Annotated in this window: 13 protein-coding genes and 1 pseudogene; 8 read left to right on the top strand and 6 right to left on the bottom strand. The window is 67.4% G+C overall.

Annotation, left to right across the window (positions count from 1 at the left end; all coding sequences use genetic code 11):
* Positions 1-28: 28 nt before the first annotated feature.
* From ABE543_RS09410 to ABE543_RS09375, 8 genes are all read left to right on the top strand, one after another.
* The gene (locus ABE543_RS09410) at positions 29-778 is read left to right on the top strand and encodes a TerC family protein (RefSeq protein WP_053516412.1); all 750 of its coding nucleotides are present in this window, start codon (positions 29-31) and stop codon (positions 776-778) included.
* 265 nt (positions 779-1,043) lie between these two features.
* Positions 1,044-2,204, top strand: a complete 1,161-nt coding sequence (locus ABE543_RS09405) for an MFS transporter (protein ID WP_346475609.1) — start codon at positions 1,044-1,046, stop codon at positions 2,202-2,204.
* Between the two features lie 485 nt (positions 2,205-2,689).
* A complete protein-coding gene (locus ABE543_RS09400) occupies positions 2,690-3,310 on the top strand; it encodes a LemA family protein (protein ID WP_100471327.1) in 621 nt (206 codons plus the stop codon).
* Between the two features lie 3 nt (positions 3,311-3,313).
* A complete protein-coding gene (locus ABE543_RS09395; RefSeq protein ID WP_346475608.1) occupies positions 3,314-4,201 on the top strand; it encodes a TPM domain-containing protein in 888 nt (295 codons plus the stop codon).
* Positions 4,201-4,695 carry a TPM domain-containing protein gene (locus ABE543_RS09390; protein WP_065182836.1) on the top strand — a complete coding sequence of 165 codons (495 nt, stop codon included), beginning with the start codon at positions 4,201-4,203 and terminating at the stop codon, positions 4,693-4,695. The genes ABE543_RS09395 and ABE543_RS09390 overlap by 1 nt, the downstream gene beginning before the upstream one ends.
* A 60-nt stretch (positions 4,696-4,755) precedes the next feature.
* Positions 4,756-5,640: a prolipoprotein diacylglyceryl transferase gene (gene lgt, locus ABE543_RS09385; RefSeq protein WP_346475607.1), complete on the top strand. Its 885-nt coding sequence runs from the start codon at positions 4,756-4,758 to the stop codon at positions 5,638-5,640.
* Positions 5,637-6,431 carry a thymidylate synthase gene (locus ABE543_RS09380; protein ID WP_180875724.1) on the top strand — a complete coding sequence of 265 codons (795 nt, stop codon included), beginning with the start codon at positions 5,637-5,639 and terminating at the stop codon, positions 6,429-6,431. The genes lgt and ABE543_RS09380 overlap by 4 nt, the downstream gene beginning before the upstream one ends.
* Positions 6,432-6,436: 5 nt before the next feature.
* Positions 6,437-6,928, top strand: coding sequence for a dihydrofolate reductase (locus ABE543_RS09375; RefSeq protein WP_053519678.1), 492 nt, complete (start codon positions 6,437-6,439; stop codon positions 6,926-6,928).
* Positions 6,929-6,972: 44 nt separating this feature from the next.
* Here ABE543_RS09375 and ABE543_RS09370 read toward each other — a convergent pair whose 3' ends face one another.
* The 6 genes and pseudogenes from ABE543_RS09370 to lptD all read right to left on the bottom strand — a co-directional run bounded on the left by ABE543_RS09370 (position 6,973) and on the right by lptD (position 13,988).
* Positions 6,973-7,995, bottom strand: coding sequence for a symmetrical bis(5'-nucleosyl)-tetraphosphatase (locus ABE543_RS09370; protein ID WP_253119357.1), 1,023 nt, complete (start codon positions 7,993-7,995; stop codon positions 6,973-6,975).
* A gap of 15 nt (positions 7,996-8,010) precedes the next feature.
* Entirely contained in the window at positions 8,011-8,394 is a 384-nt protein-coding gene (apaG, locus tag ABE543_RS09365; protein WP_053519676.1) for a Co2+/Mg2+ efflux protein ApaG, read from the bottom strand.
* Positions 8,395-8,407: 13 nt separating this feature from the next.
* A complete protein-coding gene (rsmA, locus tag ABE543_RS09360) occupies positions 8,408-9,211 on the bottom strand; it encodes a 16S rRNA (adenine(1518)-N(6)/adenine(1519)-N(6))-dimethyltransferase RsmA (RefSeq protein WP_346475606.1) in 804 nt (267 codons plus the stop codon).
* Positions 9,208-10,188: a 4-hydroxythreonine-4-phosphate dehydrogenase PdxA gene (pdxA, locus tag ABE543_RS09355; RefSeq protein WP_253119352.1), complete on the bottom strand. Its 981-nt coding sequence runs from the start codon at positions 10,186-10,188 to the stop codon at positions 9,208-9,210. The genes rsmA and pdxA overlap by 4 nt, the downstream gene beginning before the upstream one ends.
* An 18-nt stretch (positions 10,189-10,206) precedes the next feature.
* Positions 10,207-11,535: pseudogene (locus tag ABE543_RS09350) on the bottom strand (peptidylprolyl isomerase); the annotation flags it as partial.
* Positions 11,532-13,988, bottom strand: coding sequence for an LPS-assembly protein LptD (lptD, locus tag ABE543_RS09345; protein ID WP_080375337.1), 2,457 nt, complete (start codon positions 13,986-13,988; stop codon positions 11,532-11,534). The pseudogene ABE543_RS09350 and the gene lptD, both read right to left, overlap by 4 nt.
* Positions 13,989-14,021 lie beyond the last annotated feature (33 nt).

The following is a 14,021-nucleotide window of genomic DNA, read 5'->3' as shown; positions in this document are numbered from 1 at the left end:
CATTCCCCCACTGCCTTGAAGAGTTTCCATGTCCTTTGAGTTCCTCGCCGACCCCAACGCCTGGGTGACCCTGTTCACCCTGAGCGCGCTGGAAATCGTGCTCGGCATCGACAATCTGGTGTTCATCTCCATCGCGGTCAGCAAGCTGCCGGAAGAGCGCCGTCCCTTTGCGCGCAAGCTCGGCATCGCCGTGGCCTGCATCACCCGTATCGCACTGCTGGTGTCGCTGGCCTACCTGGCCCACATGGCCGCCAACCTGTTCACCGTGGCCGGCATGGGCATCTCGATCCGCGACCTGGTGCTGATCGTGGGTGGCCTGTTCCTTATCATCAAGGGTTACATGGAGATCAAGGAACTGATCACCGGTGGCGAAGACGAGAATCCGGCGACCAGCAAGGCGTCGGGCGTGTTCGGCATGGTCATCCTGCAGATCGCCATCATCGATATCGTGTTCTCGCTGGACTCGGTGATCACGGCCGTCGGCATCGCCGACCACATCCCGGTGATGGTCGCTGCCATCCTGCTGTCGGTGCTGGTCATGCTGCTGGCGGCCAATCCGCTGGGGCGCTTCATCGACGCCAACCCGACGGTGAAGATGCTGGCGCTGGCCTTCATCCTGCTGATCGGCGCGGTGCTGATCCTGGACGGCCTCGACGTGCACGTGCCCAAGCCGTACATCTACGCCGCGATGGGCTTCTCGGTGCTGGTGGAATGGTTGAACCTGCTGATGCGCCGTCGCGCGCGCGACCACCACGTGCCGGGTGCCGGCGACTGGTAAAGCGTATGACCTCGAACCCCCGGCCCGGCCGGGGGTTCTGCTTTGCGGGCTACCGCGTCCGCCGGGCATAGCCCGGCGCTAACGGGGTACGCCACGCCTCGGGCAACGCCGGGCCATGCCCGGCGGGGGCTTTTGCCTGCAATGCCGGCGTACACCTTCACTTGTGAACCCGCATCAACAGTGTTTTCCCCGGACAAGGCTTAATCCGGTGCGGCAAAGCGCGCAGGCTACGCGCTCCCGATTCCCGCCCCCCAGGAAGTCCCCCATGAAGTCCAGAGCCGCATTGCTGGCGCTTGCCGTCGGCGCCTTCGCCATCGGCACCACCGAGTTCGCCCCGATGGGCCTGCTGCCGGTCATCGCCGACGGCGTAGGGGTTGGCATTCCCACCGCCGGCATGCTGATCACGGCCTACGCCATGGGCGTGATGCTGGGCGCGCCGGTGATGACGCTGCTGATGGGACGCTTCGGCAAGCGCACCGCGCTGATGCTGCTGATGTCGATCTTCGTGGTCGGCAACCTGCTGTCGGCGCTGGCGCCGAACTATGGCCTGCTGCTGTTGTCGCGGCTGGTCACCAGCCTCAACCACGGTGCCTTCTTCGGTATCGGTGCGGTGGTCGCCGCCAGCCTGGTACCGAAGGACAAGCAGGCGGCGGCGGTGGCCACGATGTTCATGGGCCTGACCATCGCCAACATCGGCGGCGTGCCGCTGGCAACCTGGGTTGGCCAGCAGCTGGGCTGGCGCCTGTCCTTCGCCGGCACCGCAGTGCTGGGCGTGGTGGCGATCATCGCGCTCGGCCTGGCCCTGCCGGCCTCGGCACCGGGTCCGCGCCCGGACGTGCGCCGTGAACTGAAGGCGATCCTGCAGCCGCAGGTGCTGCTGGCCATGGCCACCACGGTGCTGGGCGCCGGTGCGATGTTCACCCTGTACACCTACGTGGCGCCGGTGCTGACCGAGCTGACCGGTGCCTCCAATGCCTTCATCGCGATGTCACTGGCGCTGATCGGTATCGGTTTCACCATCGGCAATGGCATCGGCGGGCGCATGGCCGACTGGTCGCTGGATGGCGCTACGCGGATCCTGCTGGCGGCGCTGGCGGTGTTGATGTTCGTGCTGCCGCTGGCCTTCATGAATCCCGTGACCGCAGCGCTGGGGGTACTGCTGTTCGGCGCGGCGACTTTCGCCATCGTGCCGCCGCTGCAGATCCGGGTGATGGAAGCGGCCACCGAGGCGCCGGGCCTGGCGTCGTCGATCAACGTGGGCGCGTTCAACCTCGGCAATGCCGTGGGTGCGGCGCTCGGCGGTGCGGTGATCAGCTCGGGCCTGGGCTATGCGGCCATTCCGGTGGCGGGTGGCCTGCTGGCGGCGGCGGGATTGCTGCTGGCATGGTTGGGGCGTCCCCGCACTGCGGTGGCTGAAGCCTGCTGAGGGGGGGTGGATTCCGGCAGGGCTTGCAGCCCTGCACCCGCCGAATCAACGTCAACGGCAAAAGCCTGCATTCCGTGGGTTGGCGGGGTGGGTCCGGTTGAGGGGGGCGCTGTAAGTACCCCTGCGGGGCCCGGCCCATTCCCGCGATCTGTCGCAACGGCGTTCCTCTCTGGTAGGTGTCGACCTTGGTCGACACGAATGCCTGAAGAACCGGCTTCTGCTTTTGATTTTTTTCTTTTGATCTTCCCGCGGTGCGCAGGAAACCGTATGAGGCCGGGCGGGTGGGGGGGGGGGGGGTATCCGCGCCCAGGATGGGGCGGCGCAGCCGCCCGGGGCGGGTTCACGGCGTCCCCCGCCATGCCCACCCGCCCGGACTACTCAGGCGATCCATGAGCATGGCCACCGCGGAGGGGGCGGCGCCCGATGGCCGGTCTTTCACCCGAACCATGGCATGCTCGGCGCCAAGCCCACCCGGAACCTCCGCCATGCGCCTGTTCACCCGTGTCCTGCCCCTGATGCTGCTGGCCTCCCTGCTGTCCGGCTGCGGCTACAACGCGATCCAGCAGAAGGATGAAGCGGTCAAGGCCAGCTGGTCCGAAGTGCTCAACCAGTACAAGCGCCGTGCCGACCTCGTGCCCAACCTGGTACAGACCGTGAAGGGCTTCGCCAGCCAGGAAGAGCGCGTGCTGACCGAAGTCACCAACGCCCGCTCGCGTGTCGGTCAGATCAACGTCAACGCCGATGACGAAGCCTCGCTCAAGCAGTTCCAGCAGGCCCAGGGCGAACTGGGTAGCGCGCTGTCGCGGCTGCTGGTGGTGACCGAGAACTATCCGGTGCTGAAGTCCGACCAGAACTTCCGCGACCTGCAGGCCCAGCTGGAAGGCACCGAAAACCGGATCACGGTTGCGCGTGGTCGTTACATCCAGCAGGTGCAGGACTACAACACCTACATCCGCTCGTTCCCGCAGGTGATCACCGCAAAGCTGTTCGGCTACAAGACCAAGCCGAACTTCACCGTGGACAACGAAGCGCAGATCTCCAACGCACCGGCCGTCGATTTCGGCAACGCGCCGCAGCAGCAGCCGGCACCGCAGCCGGGCCATTGAGCCATGCGTCTGGCGACGGCACTGCTGGTCATGCTGCTGTGGCTGCCGCTGGCCAGCCACGCACAGTCGCTGGCGCCCATCCCCGCGCTGGACTCGCCGGTGGTCGACACCACCGGCACGCTGGACGCCGCGCAAAAGCAGGCGCTGGTGCAGCAGGCATTGGACCTGCAGCAGCGCAAGGGCAGCCAGCTGCAGGTGCTGGTGGTGCCCACCACCCAGCCCGAGGACATCGCCCAGTACACCACCCGCGTGTTCGACCAGTGGCAGATCGGACGCAAAGGGGTCGATGACGGTGTGCTGCTGGTGGTGGCCAAGGAGGACCGGCGCGTGCGCATCGAGCCGGGCTATGGTCTTGAAGGCGCCATCCCCGATGCCATCGCCAACCGCGTCATCCAGGAATATCTGGTGCCACGCTTCCGCAGTGGCGACTACGCCGGCGGCATCACCGATGCCACCGCCGTACTGGTCGGGCTGATCGACGGCGAGTCGCTGCCGGCGCCGGTCAGTGGCCAGCGCGGGCGGGAGGCCGACGGCGGTGGCGATACCTGGATCCTGGCGTTGTTCATCGGCGTGTTCGCAGGCACGGTGCTGCGGGGCGTGTTCTCGCGGGTGCCGCGGCCGGTGCGCGGGCTGCTCGGAGGTGCGGGTGCGGCGGTTGCTGCCTTCCTGTTCACCTCCACCCTGCTGGCCAGTGGCCTGGCCGGCGTTGTCGGGCTGGTGGTGGCGATGCTGTCCGGCCATCCCGGCCGCTTTGCCGGTGGCGGCGGCTGGGGTGGTGGCAGCTGGGGCGGCGGTGGTGGTTTCGGGGGCGGCGGCGGTTTCGGCGGTGGTGGCGGCTGGGGCGGCGGCGGCGGCCGTTCCGGCGGCGGTGGTGCTTCGGGAGGTTGGTGATGATCCGTCGTCTTTGCCGTCATCTGTTCTCGCCCTCGGTACGACGGGCGTTTCCCCCCGCCACGCTGCAGGCGATCACCGCGGCCATCGCTGCCGGTGAGCAGCGCCACGGCGGCCAGGTGATGTTCGCTGTCGAAGCCGACCTGCCGCTGCACGCGGTCTGGCGCGGAATCACGCCGCGCCAGGCGGCGGAGCAGGCGTTCGCCCACCTGCGCACCTGGGATACCCGGCACAACAACGGCGTACTGATCTACCTGCTGTTGGCCGACCATGCCATCGAGATCGTCGCCGACCGGGGCCTGAGCGACCGGGTCAGCGCGGCGCAGTGGCAGCGGGTGTGCACCCACCTGCGCGAAGGCCTGCGCGGCGCCAGTCCGGTGGATGCGCTGCGCGATGCGATCGACGAAGTGTCCAGCCTGGTGGAAGGGCACTTTCCGGCCTCGACGCGGTCGGAGGATGACGCGCTCCCGAATGCGCCGCAGATCCTGGGCTGAGCCCCGGTCCCGGGCCGGGTCGGGGCGCTAAAATACCCGTACTCCTGCCAGGCGTCTTCCATGATCTATTTCCACGACATCGACCCCATCGCCCTCTCGCTGGGGCCGATCAAGGTGCATTGGTACGGCATCATGTACCTGCTGGGTTTCACCGCCGCCTGGCTGCTCGGTCGTCGCCGGATCGCCGCCGGGCGCCTGCCCGGCGTCGATGCCAACGGATTCTCCGACCTGCTGTTCTACGCCATGCTGGGCGTCGTGCTGGGCGGGCGCATCGGCTACATGCTGTTCTACGCGCTGGGCGATTTCCTGCACAACCCGCTGCTGCTGTTCAAGGTATGGGACGGCGGCATGAGCTTCCACGGTGGCCTGCTGGGCGTGCTCGGCGCCTGCTGGTGGTGGTCGCGCAGGCACAGGCTGCACTTCTTCGACACCATGGACTTCATGGCGCCGCTGGTGCCGCTGGGCCTGGGTTTTGGCCGCATCGGCAACTTCATCGGCGCAGAGCTGTGGGGCAAGTACACCGACGGCAGCTGGGGCGTGGTGTTTCCGTCCGGCCTGCCGGCGCCGCTGAACCAGCTTGACCACGCGACCCTGCAGGCGCAGTTCGCGACCGGCGCGCTGAACCAGTACGCACGCCACCCCTCGCAGCTGTATGAAGCCTTCCTGGAGGGGCTGGTGATGTTCGTGGTGCTGTGGGCGGTGTCGGCCAAGCCACGCCATCGCTATCTGGTGGGGGGGCTGTTCGCGCTGATGTACGGTGTCTTCCGCTTCGCGGTGGAATTCGTGCGCATGCCCGACAACGGCATCTACGTAGCGTTCGACTGGCTCACCCGCGGCCAGATCCTCAGCCTGCCGCTGATCGCGCTGGGCCTGGTGCTGCTGGCGATGTCGCGCCGCGCACCGGTACTGCAGCCGCAGCCGCTGGCGGTGGAGGGCAAGGCATGAAGGCCTACCTGGACCTGCTCTCGCACGTGCTGGAGCACGGGACGGAGAAGAGCGACCGCACCGGTACCGGCACCCGCAGCGTGTTCGGCTGGCAGATGCGCTTCGACCTCAACGAAGGTTTCCCGCTGGTCACCACCAAGAAACTGCACCTGCGCTCGATCATCCACGAGCTGCTGTGGTTCCTGAAAGGCGATACCAACATCGGCTACCTGAAGGACAACCAGGTACGGATCTGGGACGAATGGGCCGACGGCAACGGTGATCTTGGCCCGGTGTACGGCAAGCAGTGGCGCAGCTGGGCCACCGCCGATGGTCGCGAGATCGACCAGATGCAGTGGCTGGTGGACGAGATCAAGCGCAACCCCGATTCGCGGCGGCTGGTGGTCAGCGCCTGGAACGTGGGCGAGCTCTCGCAGATGGCGCTGATGCCCTGCCACAACCTGTTCCAGTTCTACGTGGCCGATGGCAGGCTCAGTTGCCAGTTATACCAGCGCAGCGGCGACATCTTCCTCGGCGTGCCGTTCAACATCGCCAGCTATGCGCTGCTGACCCATATGGTTGCGCAGGCCACCGGCCTGGGCGTGGGCGACTTCGTGCATACGCTGGGCGATGCGCACCTGTACTCCAACCATTTCGAGCAGGCCCGCGAGCAGCTCTCGCGCTCGCCGCGAGCGCTGCCGAAGCTGTGGTTGAACCCGGAGGTGACCGATCTGTTCGGCTTCCAGTTCGACGACATCCGCATCGACGGATACGATCCACATCCGGCGATCAAGGCGCCGGTGGCGGTGTGAGCGCGATGAAGCTTTCGATGGTCGTGGCGCTGGATCGCAACCGTGGCATTGGCCAGGGCAATGCCATGCCCTGGCACCTGCCGGATGACTTCAAGCACTTCAAGGCGCTCACCCTGGGCAAGCCGATCCTGATGGGGCGCAGGACGGCCGAGTCGATCGGCCGCGTGCTGCCGGGGCGGACCAACCTGGTGCTGACCCGCAGCGGTCAGGTGCCGTTCGAGGGCATGCGCGCGGTGGCCTCGCTGGACGAAGCGAAGGCGATCGCCGAAGGCGAGGGGGCCAGTGAGCTGTGTGTCATCGGAGGCGGCGAGATCTTCCGCCAGCTGCTGGACCAGGCCAGTGACCTGTACCTGACCTGGGTCGATGCCGAAGTGCCGGCCGACACCCATTTCCCGCAGGTGGACCCGCAGCTGTGGCGGGAAACAAGCAGTGAGCCGCATCCGGCCGACGAACGCCACGTCTATGCGTTCCGCTTCGTGCATTACGTGCGCCGCTGATCCCCGCACCTGTAGAGCCGAGCCATGCTCGGCTCCCTGAGGGCTCAGCCCTGCGGCGGTGTGCCGGTGCTGTTGCCGCCACCCGTACCGCCACCACCACCACCACCGCGCCGACGGCGGCGACGTGGGCCGCGGTTGCCCGGGTTGGCAGCGGTGTTTCCGCCGCCCTGTTCCTTGCCCTGTGCCGCAGCGGTAGACCGCTCGTGGGCCGGTCGCGCCGGCGGCCGGGCATTCGGAACCGGAGCAGGTACATCGCGGCCGGGCACCTGCACCACGCGCAGCTCATCGGTATCGAGCTGGATCGCGGTCAGCTTGCCGCCCCATACCGCGCCGGTATCGATCGCGTGCACGCCCTGGGTGATGGTCAGGCCCAGCGCCGACCAATGGCCGCATACGACCTTCAGGTCGCGCTCGACCCGGCCGGGCACTTCAAACCACGGATACAGTCCCTGTTCCTGCGTGCCCGGCGTGCCCTTGTCCTCGATGCCGATGCGTCCGCGCGGAGTGCAGTAGCGCATGCGGGTGAGCACGTTGATGATCGCCCGCGAACGGTCGTAGCCGGACAGGTTCGGTGCCCAGCTTGGCTTGTCGCCATACATGTTGCGGAACAGCTTGCGGTAGCTCGCGCCGTGCAGTTGCACTTCGACTTCGGCCGCATGCTTTTCGGCCATCTGCGTGGTCCATTTCGGCGCAAGGCCGGCGTGCACCATCATCCAGCCCATCTCGCGGTCCACATGCACCAGCTTCTGCAGGCGCAGCCAGTCCAGCAGTTCGTCGCGGTCCTCGGCCTGCACGATGCGCAGCAGGTCCGGATTGACCTTGCGCTGCTCTTCCTCGGTGCGTGCACCGACCGCCAGCAGCGAAAGATCGTGATTGCCCAGCACGACCACGCTGTGCTGGCGCAGCGAATGCACCAGCCGCAGCGTTTCCAGGGATTGACCACCGCGGTTGACCAGGTCGCCGCAGAACCACAGGGTGTCCTGCGCGGGGTCGAAGCGGAGTTTCTCCAGCAGTCGCTGGGTCACGTCATAGCAGCCCTGCAGGTCGCCGATCGCCCACACACTCATCGTCCGGCCTCCGTGTCAGTGCAGGGTACGTGGAATGGCCAGCACGAACGGTGCGACCGGGGCGGCGAATTCGGTGCCGTCATCGGCGACCATGTCGTAGTGGCCCTGCATGGTCCCGTGATCGGTCGCCAGCATGACACCGGACGTGTAGTGGAAGTCTTCACCGGGACGCAGCCGCGGCTGCTCACCGATCACGCCTTCGCCATCGACGTGCTCGACGCGGCCGTTGGCATCGGTGATGCGCCAGTGGCGCGCGACCAGCCGCGCGGCCACCCGGCCCTGGTTGTGGATGCGGATCGTATAGGCGAACGCATAGCGGCCGTCTTCCGGCACGGACTGGTCATCGAGGAATCGCGGTGCGACCTCGACGGAAATGGCGTAAACGTCAGCGTCTTCCATACCGGCAGTGTAATCAGGAGGCATTGGCCAAGGCGATGAATTCGGCCACGTCCAGCTGTTCGGCACGGGCATCGGGGCGCACGCCGGCAGCGGCGAACTGGTCGGCCGACACCACGTTGTTCAGTGCGTTGCGCAGGGTCTTGCGGCGCTGGCCGAAGGCGGCCTTGACCACTTCGGCGAAGCGGGCGTGGTCACGGATGCCGACCGTGGCCGGATCATGCGGCACCAGCCGCACCACGGCCGAATCGACCTTCGGCGGTGGCCGGAACGCACCCGGCGGCACCACGAACAGCGAGGTGACGGTGCAGTAGGCCTGCAGCATCACGCTGAGGCGGCCGTAGACCTTGCTGCCGGGGCCGGCTGCCATGCGGTCGACCACTTCCTTCTGCAGCATGAAGTGCATGTCGCGGACCACGGCGGCATGCTCGAGCGCATGGAACAGGATAGGCGAGGAGATGTTGTACGGCAGGTTGCCGACCAGACGGATCGGCTGTCCGGCCGCCAGTTCGGTGAAGTCCACGCGCAGCACGTCGCGGTGGACGATGGTCAGCTCGCCCAGCGGCTCGGCGGCGGCGGTCAGCGGCGCGATCAGGTCGCGGTCGAACTCGATCACCGTCAGTGTCGGATGCACGCGCAGCAGCGGCAGCGTGATCGCTCCCTGGCCGGGGCCGATTTCGACCAGGCGGTCACCGTCCTTGGGATTGACCGCCATCACGATCTTGTCGATGTAGTGGCGATCGGCCAGGAAATGCTGGCCAAGCTGCTTCTTGGCCGGGGCGGTGAACACCGGGCCGGAGGGGGAATGCGGGGAATTCATGCGCTCAGTGTACGTTGCCGCGCAAGCTGCGCACACAGCGTCGTTGCCGCCTGCAGGCTGGATGGATCGGCAATGCCGCGGCCGGCCAGGTCCAGCGCGGTACCGTGATCGACAGCGACGCGCGGGTAGGGCAGGCCCAGGGTCAGGTTCACGGCCTGCTCGAAGCCGGAGTACTTCAGCACCGGCAGGCCCTGGTCGTGGTACATGGCCAGGACCGTATCGAAACCTGCCAGCTTGCCTGGCAGGAACGCGGTGTCGGCCGGCAGCGGCCCGACCAGATCCATGCCTTCAGCGCGCAGGCGCTGCAGCAGCGGGATGACCAGATCCAGTTCCTCGCGGCCGAGGTGACCGTCTTCACCGGCGTGCGGGTTCAGGCCGAGCACGGCGATGCGCGGCGATGCCAGCCCGAACTCGCGGCGCAGCGCGGCGTGCACGGTGCGCAGGGTGTGCTCCAGGCCGGGTGCGGTGATCGCATCGGCGACCTCACGCAGCGGCAGGTGGGTGGTGGCCAGGGCCACGCGCACGATGTGATTGGCCAGCATCATCACCACCTTCACCCCGGCCTGGTCGGCCAGCAGTTCGGTGGTGCCGCTGTAGGCGATGCCGCCCTCGTTGATGACCGCCTTGTGCACCGGGCCGGTGACCACGCCGTGCAGTTCGCCCGACAGGCAGGCCTGGCCGGCGCCGAGCAGGGCGCCGATGACCGCGCCGGCATTGGCCGGATCGGCGTGGCCGAAGCGGCTCGGGACGGCATTGGCCACGACGCGCAGACGCAGGTCGCCCGGGAAGCGGGCTTCCGCTTCCTCGGGCAGCAGTTGCAGGGGCAGGTCCAGCGCGGCGGCGGCTGCGCGCAGGGTATCCGGGTCGGCGAAAGCCAGCAGCCGGCAATCATCGCGCGGCTGCTGGATCAGGCGGATGCACAGCTCCGGGCCGATCCCGGCGGGCTCGCCCGGTACCAGAGCGAGCTCGGGGCGCATCGGTCAGGACTGCGGCGGCGTCGCGGTGTTTTCCGCGCGGTCACCGCTGCGGAAGCTGACGTAGGCTTCGCCACGCAGCTCCTGCAGGAAACGGTTGTATTCGTCTTCCAGCTTGCGGCGGCCGATGGTTTCGCGGACCTGCGCACGCTGGTTGTCGTTGGTCACGTCGGTCTGGCGGGTCGCCACGCGCTGCACGATGTGCCAACCGGCGTCGGTGCGGAACGGCTGGCTGACACCGCCGTCCTGCACGCTCTGGACCTGCTGGCCGAAGGCCGGACCGAACGCATCGGCCGGGAACCAGCCCAGATCGCCGCCCTGGCCCTTGCTGTTGTTGTCCTCGGACGACTCCCTGGCCACCGTCTGGAAGTCGGCGCCGCCGGCAATGCGGGCACGCAGGGTGTCGATCTTGGCCTTGGCGGCCGCATCGGTCTGGTTGTCGTCCACGCGCACCAGGATGTGGCGGCCGTGGAACTCGGTGACGGTATGGGTGCCGGCGGCGGCGCTGGAATCGCGCACTTCCACCAGCTTCAGCAGCTGGAAGCCGCTCGGACCACGGATCGGGCCAACCACGTCACCGGCATTCATCTTTTCCATCAGCTGCGCGAACGCGGCCGGGATCTCGTCCATGCTGCGCCAGCCCAGGTCGCCGCCTTCCAGTGCATTGGGGCTGTCCGAGTAACGTACGGCGGCGGCATTGAAGTCCAGCTCACCCTTGTCCAGCAGGGCCTTCACGCCGTCGGCCTTCTTCTGGCCGGTGGCGATCTGCTCGGCATTGGCGCCGTCGGGCAGGGCGATCAGGATGTGCGCCAGGTGGTACTGGTTGCCGGCGGTGGCCTGCTGCTTCAACGCGGCATCGACTTCGCCCTCGCTGACGCTGATGCGGCTCTGCGCGAAGCTCTGGCGCAGGCGCTGCACGGTGATCTCGTCACGCACCGAGGCGCGGAAGTCGTTGAAATCGATGCCGTCACTTGCCAGGCGTTGGCGCAGCGCGTCCAGATTGGAACCATTCTGCTGGGCGATGGCATTCATCGCCTGGTTCAGCTCCTGGTCGCTGACGCGGATGCCGCTGCCCTGCGCACGGGCCACCTGCAGCTTGACCAGCACCAGGCGCTCGAGCACCTGCCGGCTGAGTACGTCATCCGGCGGCAGCTGGGCCTCGCGGCCGGCGTACTGCGCCTTGATGTTGGCGATGGCGCGCTGGAGTTCGCTCTGCAGGATCACGTCCTCATCGACGACAGCGGCGATGCGGTCCAGCGGCTGCGCCTCCTGGGCAAGTACCTGCAGGGGGGCGGACACGCTGGACACCGCCAGCAGCGAGGCGAGAAGAACGGGGAAGCGCTTGGTCATGGGATCAGATTCGGATCGTAGTCGTCCCGGGTCGTCCCGGTATTGCTGGGGGGCACGAGATAGAGGTCGTCGCGGTTGTAGCCGAGGATAGCACGGCGCAGGGTGCGGTCCGTGTCCTGGCCCAGGGAGCTGAGGCCCTTCAGCACGAACTCCAGCTGGATGGAATTGTTCAGCTCGCCCTCGCGGTTGCGCACGTAGCGGCGGGCCACCGCGCGCACGGCCAGACAGCAGCTGTCCCACTGGACGCCACCGATGATTTCCAGCGGCTTCTTGTCTTCCAGCGAGTAGTAGTAGCGGCCGACCAGGCTCCAGCGGGGGTTCAGCGGGTACAGGAACGACAGGTCGGCCTGCTTCAGCAGGTCGGTGCCGTCCGGGTTGATGCGGTGGCGGTAGGTCAGGTTGACCACGCCATCGTTGGGCATCAGGTAACGGGCGCGGAAGCTGGCCAGGTCCTCACGCTTGTATTTGGGGTCCCACTGGTAGGTCGCGCTGAGGGTCCAGCGGTCGTTGACCATGTAGTTGGCATCGGCGATCCAGGCCGACTTGCCCTTTTCCACCGGCGGGCCACCCGGCACGGCGGTCACCCGCGATTCGTCGAAGTACTGGATCTGGCCGATGGCCGCCGAGAACCGCTCGCGGCCGGTGGTCTGGTCGATGAAGCGGGTGCCCAGCGCCATGGTCAGCTGGTTGGCGTCGTTCTGGCGGTCGGCGCCGGTATAGCGCGAGTCGCGGAACAGCTGGCCCCAGCTGAAGGTGAAGTCGCGGGTATCGAAGATCGGCAGCTCGTCCTGGTTGCGGTAGGGCGTGCGCAGGTAGAACAGGCGCGGTTCCAGGGTGTGCAGGAACGAGCGGCCGCCGATGGTGGTCTCGCGGTCGAAGAACAGGCCGGCATCGATGCTGCCGATCGGCAGGCTGCGGCTGGGCGAGGTGTTGCCGCGCAGCTGCTCGGGGGTAGCGGTGGCCGGATCAACGCCCTGTGAAACCAGCACGTTGCGGCGGATGCTGTCGGCCAGCTGCCGGTCCAGGTCGTAGGCGGTGTAGCGGTAGGCCAGGGTCGGGGTCACGTACCAGGCCGCACCGCTGAACGGCAGCGACACATAGGGTTTCAGGTCCAGGCGTGCGCCGCCGTACATCCGCTGGGTCTGGCCGGTACGGGTGTACTCGAGGTCCGGTCCGGCCTCGGGGCCGTACTTGAAGTTGATGTCTTCATGGGTGAAGCGCACGGCTTCGGCGTACACGCCGGTTTCCAGCCACGACAGGACCGGCTTGTCCCAGTTGAAGTACAGGCGCGGCTGGCGGTTGTAGGCCAGCGCGCTCTCGTTGAGCGTGTAGTCGGTCAGCTGCCAGCGGTCGGCCATGATTCCGGCCGTCCAGTTCTGGCCGGTGCCGTACAGGCCAACGGTGCTCTGCAGGTTCGAGGCGGTCACGCCCACCAGGCGGTTGGCGAAGTCCTCGACGTAGCGCTCGTCGCTGACCCAGGCCAGGTTGGCACGTGCCTGCCAGTGGCTGTCCACGTTGTGGTAGCCGCTGAACATGACACGGCCGCGATCGCGGTCGCGCAGCTTGTCGTTGGGGATGTAGGCGGTCAGCAGTTCGCCGCGGCCGCCGTTGTAGAGGTAGCGGAACTCGTTGTCGAGCATCAGGCCGCGCCGGCTCATGTAGCGCGGCATCAGCGTGTCGTCGTAGTTCGGTGCCAGATTCAGGTAGATCGGCTGGGTGTAGTCGAACCCGTTGCGCCCGGACATGCCCAGCTGCGGGAACAGCAGGCCGGTCTTGCGCCGGTCGTCGATCGGGAACTTGAAGTACGGTGCCCACAGCACCGGCACCTTGCCAATGCGCAGCACGGCATTGCGCGCCGTGCCGAAGCCCTCGTCGTTGTCCACTTCGATCTGCGGCGCCGACAGCTTCCACACCGGCTGCGACGGGTCGCAGGTGGTGTAGGTGGAGCGGTGCATCTGCCCGACCGCGCCCTGCAGGTCGACCGATTCGGCGTCGCCGTTGCCACGGCGGGACACCAGCTGGTACTGGATGTCGGTGATCTTGTGGGTGTCGCTTTCCTGGTTGCCCTCGGCGCGCTTGGCGACCATGCGGATCGACGCGTCCTGGTAGCGGACATTGCCATCGGCGATGTAGTTGCCGGACTCGGTGTCGAAGCTGAGCTTGTCGGTGCCGACGAACTGGTCGCCGCGACGCAGGGCGACGTTGCCCTCGTACTGCGGCACCGTGGTGGTACCCAGCAGCTGATCGCCCTCGATATCGGTCGGCTGCTGCTCGCGCGCGGCGCTGGCGGCGGCCTTGTCCTGGCCCGGAACCGGGGTCGGGGCGTCGGTGAACGCGGGAATGACGTCGGTTGCCGGGCACAGGCCCCAGTTGAGCGGCTTATCATCGGCCATCGCCGGCAGGCAGACGGCGATGCTCAGAGGCAGGGGAAGCAGGCGGAGGGCTCGGCGCACGCGGTTCGGATTCGGGCGAAAACGGACGGTAGC

This window comes from Stenotrophomonas sp. TWI169 (genome assembly GCF_039674705.1).
GTDB lineage: Bacteria > Pseudomonadota > Gammaproteobacteria > Xanthomonadales > Xanthomonadaceae > Stenotrophomonas > Stenotrophomonas maltophilia_P.
Note: the sequence above shows the minus strand (reverse complement) of the source record. Positions and strands in the feature narration are given on the sequence as shown.

Excerpts from the sequence above, each read along its gene's own strand:
- ABE543_RS09410 (WP_053516412.1), top strand. The coding sequence starts at position 29 with ATGTCCTTTGAGTTCCTCGCCGACCCCAACGCCTGGGTGACCCTGTTC.
- ABE543_RS09405 (WP_346475609.1), top strand. The coding sequence starts at position 1,044 with ATGAAGTCCAGAGCCGCATTGCTGGCGCTTGCCGTCGGCGCCTTCGCC.
- ABE543_RS09400 (WP_100471327.1), top strand. The coding sequence starts at position 2,690 with ATGCGCCTGTTCACCCGTGTCCTGCCCCTGATGCTGCTGGCCTCCCTG.
- ABE543_RS09395 (WP_346475608.1), top strand. The coding sequence starts at position 3,314 with ATGCGTCTGGCGACGGCACTGCTGGTCATGCTGCTGTGGCTGCCGCTG.
- ABE543_RS09390 (WP_065182836.1), top strand. The coding sequence starts at position 4,201 with ATGATCCGTCGTCTTTGCCGTCATCTGTTCTCGCCCTCGGTACGACGG.
- lgt (WP_346475607.1), top strand. The coding sequence starts at position 4,756 with ATGATCTATTTCCACGACATCGACCCCATCGCCCTCTCGCTGGGGCCG.
- ABE543_RS09380 (WP_180875724.1), top strand. The coding sequence starts at position 5,637 with ATGAAGGCCTACCTGGACCTGCTCTCGCACGTGCTGGAGCACGGGACG.
- ABE543_RS09375 (WP_053519678.1), top strand. The coding sequence starts at position 6,437 with ATGAAGCTTTCGATGGTCGTGGCGCTGGATCGCAACCGTGGCATTGGC.
- ABE543_RS09370 (WP_253119357.1), bottom strand. The coding sequence starts at position 7,995 with ATGAGTGTGTGGGCGATCGGCGACCTGCAGGGCTGCTATGACGTGACC.
- apaG (WP_053519676.1), bottom strand. The coding sequence starts at position 8,394 with ATGGAAGACGCTGACGTTTACGCCATTTCCGTCGAGGTCGCACCGCGA.
- rsmA (WP_346475606.1), bottom strand. The coding sequence starts at position 9,211 with ATGAATTCCCCGCATTCCCCCTCCGGCCCGGTGTTCACCGCCCCGGCC.
- pdxA (WP_253119352.1), bottom strand. The coding sequence starts at position 10,188 with ATGCGCCCCGAGCTCGCTCTGGTACCGGGCGAGCCCGCCGGGATCGGC.